The following is a 15712-nucleotide window of genomic DNA, read 5'->3' as shown; positions in this document are numbered from 1 at the left end:
ATGAGTGAATTTTTAAGCCTATTAACCAACCCAAACACGCAATGGGTATTAGCTGGCTCCTCCTTGCTTGGCTTTGCTAGTGGTTTAATTGGTAGTTTCGTTCTACTCAAAAAACAAAGTCTGATAGGAGACGCCATGGCTCATGCGACACTTCCTGGCGTCTGCTTAGCTTTTCTATTATTTGGCGTTAAATCGATTCCCCTCTTTCTACTAGGGGCTGCTACAACAGGATTACTTGCCACATACTTTATTCAAGCCATCGTGAAACATTCAAGGATCAAGACGGATGCCTCTATTGGCGTCGTGTTATCCGTTTTCTTTGGACTTGGAATTATGTTGCTAACCTATATAACAAAGCACGCAAAAGGCAATCAAAGCGGCCTTGAGGATTTCATATTCGGGCAGGCAGCTGCTATGGTTAAGAGCGATATTCAAGTAATTGCGGTGGGATCTCTCTTAATCATTGTACTCTCCTCCCTATTCTTCAAAGAATTTAAGATTTCTATTTTCGACCCAAACTACGCCAGGGGGATCGGCTTACCGGTTAGCGTGTTTAATTTCGTTCTAATGGCCCTAGTAGTAGGTGTAGTGGTTGTCGGAATTCAAATGGTTGGAGTGGTACTGATAGCGGCACTGCTAATTACTCCCCCACTCGCTGCCCGTTACTGGACAGATCGTTTAGGAAAGATGGGCGTCATTGCAGGTCTATTCGGTGCCGTATCAGGAGTAACCGGAACGTTAATCAGCACAGCAGGTGAAGGGCTTCCTACAGGTCCCCTCATTGTCCTATGTGCCTCTTTCATCTTTGTCCTATCCTTATTATTTGGCGCCAGTAAAGGAGTTATAATAAAGGCGGTGAGACAAACATGACGTATAGTTTATGGATTATTACAACAGGAGTCTTGGTAGGTATCACTTGTGGTATGACAGGAGCTTTACTCGTTCTTAGAAAAATGTCGATGCTTGCAGACGCCATCAGTCATACCGTTCTCCTCGGGATTGTAGGAGCATTTCTCGTGACCCATTCTCTAAATGGAGTTCCCATGCTAATCGGAGCAGCCATAGTAGGCATACTAACCGCTTTAATGGTGCAACTCCTCGATTCAAGCGGAGTTCAATCCGATGCTGCAATCGGGGTCGTGTTCACTTCTCTCTTCGCACTCGGCGTCGTCTTGATCTCCTTTATAGGAGATAGTGTACACCTAGACGTTGAACACGCCTTAATGGGAGAAATTGCATTTGTCCCATGGGATACATGGACATGGAACGGGATAAACTTAGGCCCCACTGCAGTATGGCTATTAGGCTTCGTGTTTATCTTAAACCTATCCATCATCTTACTATTTTATAAGGAATTTAAAATTAGCACCTTTGATCCTCAGTTAGCTATATCAATAGGAGTGCCAGTGGTCGCTATTCATTATGTATTAATGTCGATGGTATCCTTCTCTACCGTGGCCTCATTCGATAGCGTGGGAGCTATCCTTGTTGTAGCTATGTTAATCGTACCAGGAGCAACTTCATACCTTCTCACTGATTCCTTCGGTGGTATGATCGCCTTAAGTGCTCTTATCGGCGCACTCTCCTCCTTACTAGGATACACCTTCGCTCTTTTTGTAGATGTATCGATATCAGGAGCCATGGCCACTGCAACAGGAGTGCTCTTTACTCTCGCTTTCTTCCTAAGTCCAAAACACGGAATGCTAGCGAAATGGTACAGACGGAAACAACAGCAAAAGAAACAACTGAGAGCATCGTGAAGATACCAAGATAAAATGAGCGTTGAATTGCATAGCAATTTGATGCTCATTTTTTTTGTGGTTATACCTTTGTTTATCAGTGCTATTTGTAGAATAGAATGCAAATCATATTCCCCGTCGAAAACATACAATTTCAAGTGCAAAAACGCATCCAATTTCGACTACAAAAAAAGAGCAAGTTCCCTGTCGGAAAATGCTCCTTCTTCTTCAACTAAAGACCCTCATATGGAATACTCGAGGTTTGAGATATTCGAATTGGAAGAGGCCGCTCCATTTCATCAGTGAAAGGAGTGTTTTTGTTCTACAAACAGTCCAACACCATAGGGCGGCGACTGTTACAGGATTAATGAATATGGCATGTTTCCGTTACTCCCAATGAGCATAAGGGAGACCCAGGAAAGCGCGTACCGATTGAGGAGACCTCCCAGCTCGCCGTGGAAAGCGAATAATTTCCCCAACCACCTTACACCCATCTATCGCTAGCGGAAACACCCTCTCAACTTCAAATTTCTACATAAGAAGATACTAAAAAAAGACATAAAAAAAATCGCTCTTCTCAGCGATTCAAAATATGTTCAATATTCTATTTCAGACTTTCCAGTACCGGTGGTCGGGTTCGAACCGACACTCCGTGAGGAACACGATTTTGAGTCGTGCGCGTCTGCCAATTCCGCCACACCGGCATATAAATGGAGGCGGCAACCGGATTCGAACCGGTGGTAAAGGAGTTGCAGTCCTCTGCCTTACCACTTGGCTATGCCGCCAAATAAAAATGGAGCGGAAGACGGGATTCGAACCCGCGACCCCCACCTTGGCAAGGTGGTGTTCTACCACTGAACTACTTCCGCGAAACTTCTTGGCTGGCCCAGCTGGATTCGAACCAGCGCATGACGGTACCAAAAACCGTTGCCTTACCGCTTGGCTATGGGCCAATGTTTTATGGGGCGAATGATGGGGATCGAACCCACGAATGCCGGAGCCACAATCCGGTGCGTTAACCACTTCGCCACATCCGCCATAAAATGAAATTGGCAGGGGTAGTAGGAATCGAACCCACATCGGCGGTTTTGGAGACCGCTGTTCTACCTTTGAACTATACCCCTACTTACTGTAGTAATTTAAATGGTGGAGGGGGCAGGACTCGAACCTGCGAACCCAGAGGGAGCGGATTTACAGTCCGCCGCGTTTGGCCAACTTCGCTACCCCTCCACGTTTTGAGAAAGTATGCAGGCCAGAGGACTTGAACCCCCAACCTACTGATTACAAGTCAGTTGCTCTACCAATTGAGCTAGGCCTGCACAAAACATGGTGGCTCGGGACGGAATCGAACCGCCGACACACGGATTTTCAGTCCGTTGCTCTACCGACTGAGCTACCGAGCCAGTCTTATGTACTTTACAGTAACAAAACTATTTAATTGAAAAATGGCGGTCCGGACGGGACTCGAACCCGCGACCTCCTGCGTGACAGGCAGGCATTCTAACCAACTGAACTACCGGACCTTGGTTGCGGGGACAGGATTTGAACCTGCGACCTTCGGGTTATGAGCCCGACGAGCTACCAGACTGCTCCACCCCGCGACAATGTTGAATATCAACTATATATCCAATTATATGATACTTACAATGATCTTGTGCATTGTATTTTAAAATGGTGGAGGATGGCGGGCTCGAACCACCGACCCCCTGCTTGTAAGGCAGGTGCTCTCCCAGCTGAGCTAATCCTCCATATTTTAAGTGGTGACCCGTACGGGATTCGAACCCGTGTTACCGCCGTGAAAGGGCGGTGTCTTAACCACTTGACCAACGGGCCAATAAAAGGTTGGTGGCGGAGAGCGAGGGATTCGAACCCTCGAGACCCGTGTTTGGGCCTACACGATTTCCAATCGTGCTCCTTCGGCCACTCGGACAGCTCTCCATGGCTCCAACGGCAGGATTCGAACCTGCGACCGATCGGTTAACAGCCGATAGCTCTACCACTGAGCTACGTTGGAATCATGTCAAAAGGCCGTTTGCCTCTTGATCAATGTCAACAAAGTGACTTGCCTGGCGGCGTCCTACTCTTGCGGGGGTGAAACCCCGACTACCATCGGCGCTGAAGAGCTTAACTTCTGTGTTCGGCATGGGAACAGGTGTGACCTCTTCGCCAAAACCGCCAGACTCTTTGTTGTTCGTTTTCTTCGTTTCTTTTAACGACAAGTTATATTTTATCTTGTTGAGAGAAGAAAGTCAATAGATATTTTAGATTTTTTTCTAAATACCTTCAAAACTAGATAAGAATTATGACATCGTGCCTTTTACGTTTTTACGCTTAAGCTGGCTTCCAGCTCCAACTCCCAGACCCTAGCGTATAAGTCATCTTCTTTCCAAAGGCTAACGCCTTTTCCAAGAATCTGTCTTATCCGTACGGGTCTAAGCGGTCGTCTGCGCTTTAGATAGATAAGTCCTCGATTTATTAGTATCGGTCAGCTGCACGTGTCACCACGCTTCCACCTCCGACCTATCAACCTTGTCGTCTACAAGGAATCTTACTCACTCGAAGTGATGGGAAATCTCATCTCGAAGTGGGCTTCATGCTTAGATGCTTTCAGCACTTATCCCTTCCGCACGTAGCTACCCAGCTATGCTCCTGGCGGAACAACTGGTGCACCAGCGGTGCGTCCATCCCGGTCCTCTCGTACTAAGGACAGCTCTTCTCAAATTTCCAACGCCCACGACGGATAGGGACCGAACTGTCTCACGACGTTCTGAACCCAGCTCGCGTACCGCTTTAATGGGCGAACAGCCCAACCCTTGGGACCGACTACAGCCCCAGGATGCGATGAGCCGACATCGAGGTGCCAAACCTCCCCGTCGATGTGGACTCTTGGGGGAGATAAGCCTGTTATCCCCGGGGTAGCTTTTATCCGTTGAGCGACGGCCCTTCCATACGGCACCGCCGGATCACTAAGCCCGACTTTCGTCCCTGCTCGACTTGTAGGTCTCGCAGTCAAGCTCCCTTGTGCCTTTGCACTCTGCGAATGATTTCCAACCATTCTGAGGGAACCTTTGGGCGCCTCCGTTACTCTTTGGGAGGCGACCGCCCCAGTCAAACTGCCCACCTGACACTGTCTCCGGACCGGATCACGGTCCTGGGTTAGAATGTCAATACAGCCAGGGTGGTATCCCACGGATGCCTCCACCGAAGCTAGCGCTCCGGCATCGACGGCTCCCACCTATCCTGTACAAGCTGTACCAACATTCAATATCAGGCTACAGTAAAGCTCCACGGGGTCTTTCCGTCCTGTCGCGGGTAATGCGCATCTTCACGCATAGTATAATTTCACCGGGTCTCTTGTTGAGACAGTGCCCAATTCGTTGCACCTTTCGTGCGGGTCGGAACTTACCCGACAAGGAATTTCGCTACCTTAGGACCGTTATAGTTACGGCCGCCGTTTACTGGGGCTTCGGTTCAAAGCTTCGCTAATGCTAACTCATCCCCTTAACCTTCCAGCACCGGGCAGGTGTCAGCCCCTATACTTCACCTTTCGGTTTCGCAGAGACCTGTGTTTTTGCTAAACAGTCGATTGGGCCTTTTCACTGCGGCTCCTCCTATGAAGGAGCACCCCTTCTCCCGAAGTTACGGGGTCATTTTGCCGAGTTCCTTAACAAGAGTTCTCCCGATCACCTTAGGATACTCTCCTCGTCTACCTGTGTCGGTTTGCGGTACGGGCACCTCTTTCCTCACTAGAGGCTTTTCTTGGCAGTGTGAAATCAGGAACTTCGGTACTATAGTTCCCTCCCCATCACAGCTTGTGATTGATGCACGGATTTGCCTATGCATCTCACTCACTGCTTGGCCGCTCACATCCAGTGGAGCGGATTCCCTATCCTACTGCGTCCCCCCGTTGTTCAAACGGAAAGGAGGTGGTACAGGAATATCAACCTGTTATCCATCGCCTACGCCTTTCGGCCTCGGCTTAGGTCCCGACTAACCCTGAGCGGACGAGCCTTCCTCAGGAAACCTTAGACTTACGGTGGAAGAGATTCTCACTCTTCTTTCGCTACTCATACCGGCATTCTCACTTCTAAGCGCTCCACCAGTCCTTACGGTCTGACTTCACAGCACTTAGAACGCTCTCCTACCATTGTTCGTAAGAACAATCCACAGCTTCGGTGTTATGTTTAGCCCCGGTACATTTTCGGCGCAGAGTCACTCGACCAGTGAGCTATTACGCACTCTTTAAATGATGGCTGCTTCTAAGCCAACATCCTGGTTGTCTGAGCAACTCCACATCCTTTTCCACTTAACATAAACTTAGGGACCTTAGCTGGTGGTCTGGGCTGTTCCCCTCTCGACTACGGACCTTATCACTCGCAGTCTGACTCCCAAGGATGAGTCGTTGGCATTCGGAGTTTGACTGAATTCGGTAACCCGATGAGGGCCCCTAGTCCAATCAGTGCTCTACCTCCAAGACTCTTACCTTGAGGCTAGCCCTAAAGCTATTTCGGAGAGAACCAGCTATCTCCGTGTTCGATTGGCATTTCACCGCTACCCACACCTCATCCCCGCACTTTTCAACGTGCGTGGGTTCGGGCCTCCAGCCAGTGTTACCTGGCCTTCACCCTGGACATGGGTAGATCACACGGTTTCGGGTCTACGACCACATACTATTTCGCCCTATTCAGACTCGCTTTCGCTGCGGCTCCGATTTTTCATCTTAACCTTGCATGGGATCGTAACTCGCCGGTCCATTCTACAAAAGGTACGCTGTCACCCATTAACGGGCTCCAACTACTTGTAGGCACACGGTTTCAGGTTCTATTTCACTCCCCTCCCGGGGTGCTTTTCACCTTTCCCTCACGGTACTGGTTCACTATCGGTCACTAGGGAGTATTTAGCCTTGGGAGATGGTCCTCCCGGATTCCGACGGAATTCCTCGTGTTCCGCCGTACTCAGGATCCGCTCCGGAGGAAACAAGATTTTGACTACAGGGCCGTTACCTTCTTCGGCTGACCGTTCCAGATCATTCATCTATCTTGTTTCTTGGTAACTCCAATGGAGCGTCCTACAACCCCAGAGAGCAAGCTCTCTGGTTTGGGCTGTTTCCGTTTCGCTCGCCGCTACTCAGGAAATCGCGTTTGCTTTCTCTTCCTTCGGGTACTGAGATGTTTCAGTTCCCCGAGTCTACCTTCCTTAACCTATGAATTCAGTTAAGGATCCTACCCCATTACGGGTAGTGGGTTTCCCCATTCGGAAATCTCCGGATCATAGCCTACTTACGGCTCCCCGAAGCATATCGGTGTTAGTCCCGTCCTTCATCGGCTCCTAGTGCCAAGGCATCCACCGTGCGCCCTTATTCACTTAACTATCTAAAATCAATGTGAAAAGACGCATCATAATGATGCTTACGTTAAATCTAACGTTGGTTTGATGTCTAATTCTTATCTAGTTTTCAAGGTACTGTTTGAAAGCATTTGAGCTTCCAAAACCGAACGAAACGAACATGGTCAATGGTTTAATGGCACAATGTGTGCCTGCTAGCAAGTCCCGAAGGACTCGCTAGTTCCGTAATATCCTTAGAAAGGAGGTGATCCAGCCGCACCTTCCGATACGGCTACCTTGTTACGACTTCACCCCAATCATTGGCCCCACCTTCGGCGGCTGGCTCCAAAAAGGTTACCTCACCGACTTCGGGTGTTGCCAACTCTCGTGGTGTGACGGGCGGTGTGTACAAGGCCCGGGAACGTATTCACCGCAGTATGCTGACCTGCGATTACTAGCGATTCCGGCTTCATACAGGCGAGTTGCAGCCTGCAATCCGAACTGAGAATGGTTTTTTGAGATTTGCTTGACCTCGCGGTCTCGCGGCCCTCTGTACCATCCATTGTAGCACGTGTGTAGCCCAGGTCATAAGGGGCATGATGATTTGACGTCATCCCCGCCTTCCTCCGGTTTGTCACCGGCAGTCACCTTAGAGTGCCCAACTGAATGCTGGCAACTAAGATTAGGGGTTGCGCTCGTTGCGGGACTTAACCCAACATCTCACGACACGAGCTGACGACAACCATGCACCACCTGTCATTGCGTCCCCGAAGGGAACTCCCTATCTCTAGGGATAGCGCAAGATGTCAAGACCTGGTAAGGTTCTTCGCGTTGCTTCGAATTAAACCACATGCTCCACCGCTTGTGCGGGCCCCCGTCAATTCTTTTGAGTTTCAGCCTTGCGGCCGTACTCCCCAGGCGGAGTGCTTAATGCGTTAACTTCAGCACTAAGGGGCGGAAACCCCCTAACACCTAGCACTCAACGTTTACGGCGTGGACTACCAGGGTATCTAATCCTGTTTGCTACCCACGCTTTCGCGCCTCAGCGTCAGTTACAGACCAGAGAGTCGCCTTCGCCACTGGTGTTCCTCCACATCTCTACGCATTTCACCGCTACACGTGGAATTCCACTCTCCTCTTCTGTACTCAAGTTCCCCAGTTTCCAATGGCCCTCCACAGTTGAGCTGTGGGCTTTCACATCAGACTTAAGGAACCGCCTGCGCGCGCTTTACGCCCAATAATTCCGGACAACGCTTGCCACCTACGTATTACCGCGGCTGCTGGCACGTAGTTAGCCGTGGCTTTCTGGTTGGGTACCGTCAAGGTACCAGCATTTCCTCTGGCACTTGTTCTTCCCCAACAACAGAACTTTACGATCCGAAGACCTTCATCGTTCACGCGGCGTTGCTCCGTCAGACTTTCGTCCATTGCGGAAGATTCCCTACTGCTGCCTCCCGTAGGAGTCTGGGCCGTGTCTCAGTCCCAGTGTGGCCGATCACCCTCTCAGGTCGGCTACGCATCGTTGCCTTGGTAAGCCGTTACCTTACCAACTAGCTAATGCGCCGCGGGCCCATCCATGAGTGACGGCCGAAACCGCCTTTTACCAGTGAACCATGCAGTTCACTGGGTTATTCGGTATTAGCTCCGGTTTCCCGGAGTTATCCCGATCTCATGGGTAGGTTGCCCACGTGTTACTCACCCGTCCGCCGCTCGATCCACAACAATCACCCCGAAGGGATCATGTTGATTCACGCGCTCGACTTGCATGTATTAGGCACGCCGCCAGCGTTCGTCCTGAGCCAAGATCAAACTCTCCATAAAATGTGAGTCTGCCTAGCATCAAAATAAATGATTACTGGCTTTAAAAATCAATTTAAAGACATTGACGTTACATGTTGTTTCGTTCAGTTTTCAAAGATCAAATGTTTCTTTAAAGTGTTTCTTTCTTGTTGGCGCCGTTTTTGACAGCGACTTAATCATCTTAACATTTTGTTGTTTTGATGTCAACAATGTTTTTTAATTTTTTTCGATGCCGTTTTGTTAGCTGTTCGAAATTGTGTGCGCTTTTTCAGCGACAAGTAATACTATATCACCCTATGAAAACATCGTCAATAACTTTTGTTAATTTTCTTTGATGTTTTTTCAAAAGGTTGCTGGCCTCTTTTAAAGCCGCTTAATTATAGTAAAAGAAAAGAGCCTCCTTTGCAACCTTTTTTTCGAAAAGATTACAGAGACTCTTATAATGCTTAATCGTTTTCCCTTAACCTGTATGTTCTATGAAATAACCCTTTCCCTTTGGTTTCTACCTGAACAGCTTCGATAACTTCCTTATCTACAAGATAGTCAAGGAACGCGCCAAGATCTAGCGCATATGGTTGGATGTCCGGATGAACCATTAATTCTCCATAGGCCCAAGGCTCTTCTTTACTTCCCATTACATCTATTAAATGCTTTGCACAATTCACGGTTCTTGAATTAATGGCAAACTCCGTAGCCAAAAGCATAAGTTGAACTCGCTTATCAAGCGTCTCATTACTCTTACTTAACTCTTGATGGAGCTTGTACACCTCAGGTTCAATTCGTTTTACCTGATTCCAAACGGTAACTTCAGGATGGAATCCTTTTTCAATGACAGAAAGACGAGCTAAGTAATGAAGAGAATGAATCATTTTACTGAAAGCATCCATATACTGCTCTGTTTCATAAAGATCTTTACATTCGCCATACGTGCGGATTAGCTTGGCAAATTCAATAGCCTTCTTTAAATCTCGCTTTTCTTGCGGAAAGTTACGCAAGTTTTCTTTTAAAGACGTAATATATTCGTTACGATCGAATATCACACGACCCTCGATTACCCACTCTACAGCACGTCGAAACGAACTGGTGTCAATCCAATTGGTTAATTGTTTTTCATCAACAATATGCATAGCAGCGTTCTTGCTTCCGAATTCATAATGTTTTACAAACCAGGGCTGAGCTGCTCCCCTTACAATAATCAACAAAATGACATCAAAGTTATCCGTGACAGGGCTAATGGGTTTTTTCTTTTCTATTATTAGAATTCCTAATGTGTTTTTTTGACTGGCGCGTTCCTGGTAGATCGGACGTAACACATCTTCCATAACATGCTTTCCCCCAAATACTAAGATAGTGATAATTTCGACACATTCATAGAAAATCCTTTTTTCGACGACGATTTCTCTCCTGGAAATATGCTATACTACCAATTGAAAATGTTAGGAGGGAAAAGGTTGGGCGTTAAGTACTCGAACAAAATAAATAAGATTCGCACGTTTGCGCTTAGTTTAGTGTTTATTGGTTTTGGCATTATGTATGTTGGTCTTCTATTCAAAGAAACCATGTGGTTAATGAGCATCTTTATGATCCTTGGTCTTCTCTCTGTTTGTCTGAGCACAGTTGTCTACTTTTGGATCGGGATGCTATCCACCAAAACAATAAAAGTTGCTTGCCCGAATTGCGGCAAACCAACTAAACTTTTAGGGCGCGTTGATGCGTGCATGCACTGTAATGAGCCCTTAACTTTAGATAAAGATCTTGAAGGAAAAGAATTTGATGAACGGTACAACTCTAAAAGATATCAAAAAAATACAGAAAATCAAAAGTAAAATGATACGAATGTAAAAGAACCTTGCAAGAAACTAAATTCTTCAAGGTTCTTTTATATTTCACAAAAAAGAGAGCTCTTTTTAAAAAGAACTCTCTCTTTAGTGCTGCGATTTGCACTCCTCACAAATCCCATACACTTCCATGCGGTGGTTACTCACTTCAAAACCAGTAACCTGTTCTGCTAGTGATTCAACTTCATCAAGAGATGGGTAGTGGAAATCAACGATCTTTCCACACTTATCACAAATAGCATGGTAGTGTTCTGTAGTATTACAATCAAACCGGCTCGAGGAATCTCCATAAGTCAGTTCACGTACCAACCCAATTTCACGGAAAACACGAAGGTTGTTGTATACTGTCGCCACGCTCATGTTTGGAAATTTGTTTTCTAGTGCTTTATAAATTTCATCTGCGGTTGGATGAGACATGGAACCAATGAGAAACTCAAGCACCGCATGACGTTGGGGTGTAATACGGACGCCAGATTCTTTCAATGTGTCCAGAGCCTCACGAAGTCGATGATCAGACACCGTCATGCACCTCGCTTTCACATATTTTCAAATAAACAATATTATTACATTAAAATCTTTATAATTAGTGTATACCTTTGCTCCTCTTTTTGTCAATGTAACTCGCTTGATATCAGCTTTATTTACAAATCTTACACATCAGCTTTTAGAGGAATTTCTTTTCCGCCTGTCATCTTGTTTACAAAACGAGCCGCTACAAATAAGAAATCTGATAAACGGTTTAAATAAGTCAGAACGAGTGGATTATTTAATTCGTCTTTAACGACGACCGCACTTCTTTCAGCTCTCCTTACAATGGTACGAGCTGTATGCAATGTAGCTGAAGCTTCATGTCCTGATGGCAGTATAAAGTTTTGCAAAGGTTGTAACTCCTGGTCCCAGTCGTCGATCTGTTTTTCAAGTTCATCGATGTGGCCTTGAGTTAGTTGCCACTTCACTTCTTTCCCTTGCGGCGTTGCTAGCTCTGCGCCTACGTGAAACAAAATGGTTTGTACACGATGCATCGTCTCACAGAACACTTCTTTCTCAGGCCAGTCCTCTCTCCTTAAATAACTTAACGCTAAACCAATCATCGAATTCGCTTCATCACAAGTCCCATATGCATCCACCCTAGCATCATTTTTAGGAACGCGTTGTCCATAAATGAGGGATGTATCTCCTTTATCTCCAGAACGTGTATAGATCTTCATCATTAATACCCCTTTCTTGGATCAATTAAGTTGATTAAATCTTCCCCTCCAGAGCGGAAGGTATGTAGGTTCTCTTCAAATATAGACATAGCTCTCGGCTGATAGTGCGGCGACATCCCAGAAGAGTGAGGGGTGACCGTCACATTTCCCATCTCCCAAAACGGATGCGCACCAGGTAAAGGTTCTGTTTCAAACACATCTAATATCGCATGATAAATGATTCTCTCTTCCATTACATCTAGCAGTACATCATTGTTAACTGCATCTCCTCTGCCCATATTCAAGAAGACAGCCTCCGGTTTCATCATTTCAAAATGCTTTCTTTTAAAGAAGTCTTTCGTTTCCGGAGTACTAGGCAATACAGAAATAACAAAGTCCGCTTCTGGTAATTGCGCCTCAAAATCATCCTTCGTATACACATTATCAAAATATTGTTTGGCCGCTCCGCTGTTCGAAACGCCGATTGTGTACATTCGAAACGCCTGCGCAAGTCTGGCTACCTCTTGTCCAATCGCCCCAGTTCCAACGACCAACATCGTTTTCCCAGTAATCTCTACAGGCTTTACCCCTCGGTCCCATTCATGGGCTTTTTCATTTTCTAGCAATAACCGTGTTTTTCTAGCTGTTTGAAGAAGCATGGCTATAGCATACTCTGCCATTGGAACCTTATGAATTCCTTTTGAATTTGTAACTAAAATTCCCTTCTCCTCTATTTTCTTAAACGGCATTTTATCTAACCCTGCGGATAACACCATAATCCATTTAAGCTTACTCGCCTCTTCTATACGTTCATCTGTCAGATCTTCCCCGTATGTAAGAAGGACGTCCGCTTCCGGCAAATAAGAAGCAGCCTCTTCCATCGATTCAGTGAACTGAAACGTTAGAGCCGGATAAGCCTCCACTAAACGCTCTCTTAAATCTCTTCTGATCTTGCATGACGATAAAATAAACAAAAAATCCCCTCCCTATAGCTATAACTCCTACACCCTATACTATAACCTATTCAACAAAAATCATAGAAATCATGCTCCCGCTTCACTGCACCGTACTAAAGGGTGTCTGACACGCGCACTCACTTTAACGCAATAAAGGAAGTGACTTAGTACATAAAAAGAGCGCGAATCAGGTTCGCGCTTAACATGTTGCTCTATATAATAAGGGGAGGTTGGTGTATTACTGTACTATACGCTGTTCGCATTCATTTGGTATGGACCTTTACCTAGCGTTTTTAAAATAGGCACTTATGTTTAAGATGTTTCTCTATCCCCGCCTCTAAGTAAAAAAATACCCTCCAGATGGAGGGTATTTCTAGCTTAAGTTTTCTCTTATATATTGAAGCGCTTCCTCAACATGGCCTTTTACCCGTACTTTTCGCCATTCGTTCACAAGATTCCCATCTTTATCAATGACAAATGTTGAGCGCTCAATCCCCATATACTCCTTACCGAAATTCTTCTTTAACTTCCACACGTCATATTCTTCAGCTACAGCGTGCTCCTCATCAGCTAATAAAAGAAAAGGAAGTTCATGCTTATCGATAAACTTCTGATGACGATCAACCGGATCCGGACTCACACCAAGAATCACTGCATCCAAATCCTTGAAGCTTTCATGATGGTCACGGAAATCACACGCTTCTGTCGTACAACCTGGGGTCATATCTTTCGGATAAAAATACAAGATAACATTTTTCCCCTTATAATCTGAAAGCTTCACTTTCTCTCCATTATTAGCGGGAAGTTCAAAATCTGGTGCTGGCTTACCTATTTCTATAGTCATTCCTATCCCTCCTGAGCATAATCTCTCTTAAGGGTAACCAAATTCAGGATAACTTACAACTTATCAGGCGGCTCATCCTGGTGATGATGATGCATATATTGAACAAAAAAGGCCGCGGGTAGTACATACCCAATCATTGCCTCTATTAATGCGACAACTCTCCCTAATCCAACAGGTGTAATATCTCCATAGCCCACTGTCATAAGCGTTACCCCGCTGAAATAGACTGAGTGCGCCAATCGATCTAAAAGAGAATCTTCTAGCAGAAGCTCATCTTGCAAGATAACAAGCCCCTCAGAGGCTAATATGAAATAAATCAATCCAAAACCAAGCATGACAATTCCATAGACTGCAATAAGCGTATAGAAATGATGAAAGGAAAACAACTGTCGCACCTCACGATCACCATGGAAGAAACCAGCCACACTCCCACATACCGATACCACAACAAAAATTAACATCACCCAACCCATAGCCCCACTCCCCACACTGCACCTACCACTATCATATAAACAAGCTCCCCTTATTATGAATGCACTTCACCATACGAAAGGGTGTCAGACACCCTGCAATTCTTCACAGCACGACAGCGTGTCTGACACCCTTCTCTTCTGCACAGCATTAAAGGGGGGGTGTGTGTTAGAATGGTAGGGAGAATTTTTTTGGAGGTTTTCGTGTGAATATTACTAGATCAATTGAGTTATATAAAGAAGCTGAAGACCATATCGTCGGAGGGGTGAACTCGCCTTCTCGTGCCTACAAGGGAGTTGGTGGCGGAACACCAGTCTTTATGGATACAGCAAAAGGAGCGTACTTCTGGGACGTTGACGGAAATAAATACATTGACTACTTAGCAGCTTACGGGCCGATCATTACAGGACATGCCCACCCACATATTGCAGAAGCGATCTCAAAAGCAGCTTACAACGGTGTCTTATACGGAACACCTACGAAGCTTGAGAACAAGTTCGCTAAAATGATTAAAGATGCGATTCCTTCCATTGAAAAGGTCCGCTTTGTGAACTCTGGTACAGAAGCCGTTATGACTACGATCCGTGTCGCTCGTGCTTATACGAACCGAACGAAGATTATTAAATTCGCCGGATGTTATCATGGCCATTCCGACCTTGTACTCGTTGCTGCCGGGTCTGGCCCTGCAACTCTTGGTACACCTGACTCCGCTGGTATTCCTACTTCTATCGCCCAAGAAGTCATTACCGTTCCATTTAATGATATCGAGATGTACAAAGATGCCCTCGAGAAATACGGAGATGATGTTGCAGGAGTTCTTGTTGAGCCAATTGTCGGGAACTTCGGTATTGTTGAACCAAAACCAGGCTTCCTTCAAGAAGTTAACGACCTCGCTCATGAATCAGGCGCCCTGGTCATTTACGACGAAGTCATTACAGCCTTCCGCTTCCATTACGGTAGCGCGCAGGATATCGTGGGCGTTGAGCCTGATATGACAGCTATGGGTAAAATTATTGGCGGTGGCTTACCAATCGGGGCTTACGGAGGCCGTGTTGATATTATGGAACAAATTGCACCACTCGGACCCGCTTATCAAGCCGGGACGATGGCTGGTAACCCTGCTTCCATCTCTTCAGGAATCGCATGTCTTGAGGTATTACAACAAGACGGAGTCTATGAAAAGATGGACGAACTCGGTGCTATGTTAGAAGAAGGCATCTTACATCACGCAGAGACATATAAACTCCCTGTTAAGATCAATCGTCTAAAAGGAGCCTTAACCGTCTACTTTACAGATGAAAAAGTTGAAAACTACGATCAGGCGGAAGCTACAGACGGCGAGATGTTCGCTAAATTCTTCCACCTTATGTTAGAAGAAGGAATCAACCTGGCTCCATCTAAATTTGAAGCATGGTTCCTAACAACTGAACATACAAAAGAAGACATCAAGGAAACGCTACGTGCCGTCGAATCTTCTTTCAAAGCATTAGCGAGCGAATAAATATACACTCTTTTATGCATCTCCGCAAGGCAACTTCTTGCGGGGATTTTT

General features: G+C 46.1%; 10 protein-coding genes, 15 tRNA genes and 3 rRNA genes. 4 read left to right on the top strand and 24 right to left on the bottom strand.

Annotated features, from left to right (window positions below):
* Positions 1-870, top strand: a complete 870-nt coding sequence (locus QNI29_RS03255) for a metal ABC transporter permease (protein WP_231418456.1) — start codon at positions 1-3, stop codon at positions 868-870.
* Complete coding sequence (locus QNI29_RS03250; protein ID WP_231418455.1) at positions 867-1760, top strand: metal ABC transporter permease; 894 nt, start codon at positions 867-869, stop codon at positions 1758-1760. Before QNI29_RS03255 ends, QNI29_RS03250 begins: the two co-directional genes overlap by 4 nt.
* 601 nt (positions 1761-2361) lie before the next feature.
* Here QNI29_RS03250 and QNI29_RS03245 read toward each other — a convergent pair.
* From QNI29_RS03245 to QNI29_RS03155, 19 genes are all read right to left on the bottom strand, one after another.
* Positions 2362-2443, bottom strand: a tRNA-Leu gene (locus QNI29_RS03245).
* Between the two features lie 7 nt (positions 2444-2450).
* Positions 2451-2524: transfer RNA gene (locus QNI29_RS03240), tRNA-Cys, on the bottom strand.
* A 9-nt stretch (positions 2525-2533) separates the two neighbouring features.
* Positions 2534-2608, bottom strand: a tRNA-Gly gene (locus QNI29_RS03235).
* 9 nt (positions 2609-2617) lie between these two features.
* A tRNA-Gln gene (locus QNI29_RS03230) sits at positions 2618-2692 on the bottom strand.
* Between the two features lie 8 nt (positions 2693-2700).
* Positions 2701-2776 (bottom strand) — tRNA-His (locus QNI29_RS03225).
* Positions 2777-2789: 13 nt separating this feature from the next.
* Positions 2790-2863, bottom strand: a tRNA-Trp gene (locus tag QNI29_RS03220).
* 20 nt (positions 2864-2883) lie between these two features.
* A tRNA-Tyr gene (locus QNI29_RS03215) sits at positions 2884-2969 on the bottom strand.
* Positions 2970-2985: 16 nt separating this feature from the next.
* Positions 2986-3058 (bottom strand) — tRNA-Thr (locus QNI29_RS03210).
* An 8-nt stretch (positions 3059-3066) separates the two neighbouring features.
* Positions 3067-3142 (bottom strand) — tRNA-Phe (locus tag QNI29_RS03205).
* Positions 3143-3185: 43 nt separating this feature from the next.
* Positions 3186-3262: transfer RNA gene (locus tag QNI29_RS03200), tRNA-Asp, on the bottom strand.
* Between the two features lies 1 nt (position 3263).
* A tRNA-Met gene (locus QNI29_RS03195) sits at positions 3264-3340 on the bottom strand.
* A gap of 71 nt (positions 3341-3411) precedes the next feature.
* Positions 3412-3487 (bottom strand) — tRNA-Val (locus tag QNI29_RS03190).
* Positions 3488-3497: 10 nt separating this feature from the next.
* Positions 3498-3572: transfer RNA gene (locus tag QNI29_RS03185), tRNA-Glu, on the bottom strand.
* 13 nt (positions 3573-3585) lie between these two features.
* A tRNA-Ser gene (locus tag QNI29_RS03180) sits at positions 3586-3677 on the bottom strand.
* A gap of 1 nt (position 3678) precedes the next feature.
* Positions 3679-3753 (bottom strand) — tRNA-Asn (locus QNI29_RS03175).
* Positions 3754-3803: 50 nt separating this feature from the next.
* Positions 3804-3919, bottom strand: a 5S ribosomal RNA gene (gene rrf / locus QNI29_RS03170).
* Positions 3920-4194: 275 nt separating this feature from the next.
* Positions 4195-7109 (bottom strand): 23S ribosomal RNA (locus tag QNI29_RS03165).
* 213 nt (positions 7110-7322) lie between these two features.
* Positions 7323-8885: ribosomal RNA gene (locus QNI29_RS03160) — 16S ribosomal RNA — on the bottom strand.
* The 16S, 23S and 5S rRNA genes sit together here with 15 tRNA genes alongside, the layout of an rRNA operon.
* 425 nt (positions 8886-9310) lie before the next feature.
* Positions 9311-10186: a nucleotidyltransferase-like protein gene (locus QNI29_RS03155; RefSeq protein ID WP_231419367.1), complete on the bottom strand. Its 876-nt coding sequence runs from the start codon at positions 10184-10186 to the stop codon at positions 9311-9313.
* A gap of 129 nt (positions 10187-10315) precedes the next feature.
* On the opposite strand from QNI29_RS03155, the gene QNI29_RS03150 reads away from it, so the two are divergent.
* Positions 10316-10690 (top strand): YgzB family protein, encoded by a 375-nt coding sequence (locus QNI29_RS03150; protein WP_231419366.1) that lies wholly within the window; start codon positions 10316-10318, stop codon positions 10688-10690.
* Between the two features lie 99 nt (positions 10691-10789).
* On the opposite strand, the gene perR is transcribed toward QNI29_RS03150, so the two are convergent.
* The 5 genes from perR to QNI29_RS03125 all read right to left on the bottom strand — a co-directional run bounded on the left by perR (position 10790) and on the right by QNI29_RS03125 (position 14162).
* Positions 10790-11227 (bottom strand): peroxide-responsive transcriptional repressor PerR, encoded by a 438-nt coding sequence (gene perR / locus QNI29_RS03145; protein WP_255688809.1) that lies wholly within the window; start codon positions 11225-11227, stop codon positions 10790-10792.
* Between the two features lie 125 nt (positions 11228-11352).
* Complete coding sequence (locus QNI29_RS03140) at positions 11353-11910, bottom strand: cob(I)yrinic acid a,c-diamide adenosyltransferase (RefSeq protein ID WP_231419380.1); 558 nt, start codon at positions 11908-11910, stop codon at positions 11353-11355.
* A 2-nt stretch (positions 11911-11912) separates the two neighbouring features.
* Positions 11913-12863: a D-2-hydroxyacid dehydrogenase gene (locus QNI29_RS03135; RefSeq protein ID WP_231419364.1), complete on the bottom strand. Its 951-nt coding sequence runs from the start codon at positions 12861-12863 to the stop codon at positions 11913-11915.
* Positions 12864-13218: 355 nt separating this feature from the next.
* The gene (gene bcp, locus QNI29_RS03130) at positions 13219-13689 is read right to left on the bottom strand and encodes a thioredoxin-dependent thiol peroxidase (protein ID WP_231419363.1); all 471 of its coding nucleotides are present in this window, start codon (positions 13687-13689) and stop codon (positions 13219-13221) included.
* Between the two features lie 53 nt (positions 13690-13742).
* Positions 13743-14162 (bottom strand): potassium channel family protein, encoded by a 420-nt coding sequence (locus tag QNI29_RS03125; RefSeq protein ID WP_231419362.1) that lies wholly within the window; start codon positions 14160-14162, stop codon positions 13743-13745.
* Positions 14163-14365: 203 nt separating this feature from the next.
* Between QNI29_RS03125 and QNI29_RS03120 the strand changes: the two genes are divergently transcribed.
* Positions 14366-15661, top strand: coding sequence for a glutamate-1-semialdehyde 2,1-aminomutase (locus QNI29_RS03120; protein ID WP_231419361.1), 1296 nt, complete (start codon positions 14366-14368; stop codon positions 15659-15661).
* The last annotated feature ends 51 nt before the right edge of the window (positions 15662-15712 follow it).

Origin of the sequence: Pontibacillus chungwhensis, from assembly GCF_030166655.1 — a bacterium.
GTDB lineage: Bacteria > Bacillota > Bacilli > Bacillales > BH030062 > Pontibacillus.
The sequence above is the reverse complement of the archived record's forward strand: the minus strand, read 5'-3'. Positions and strand labels throughout refer to the sequence as shown.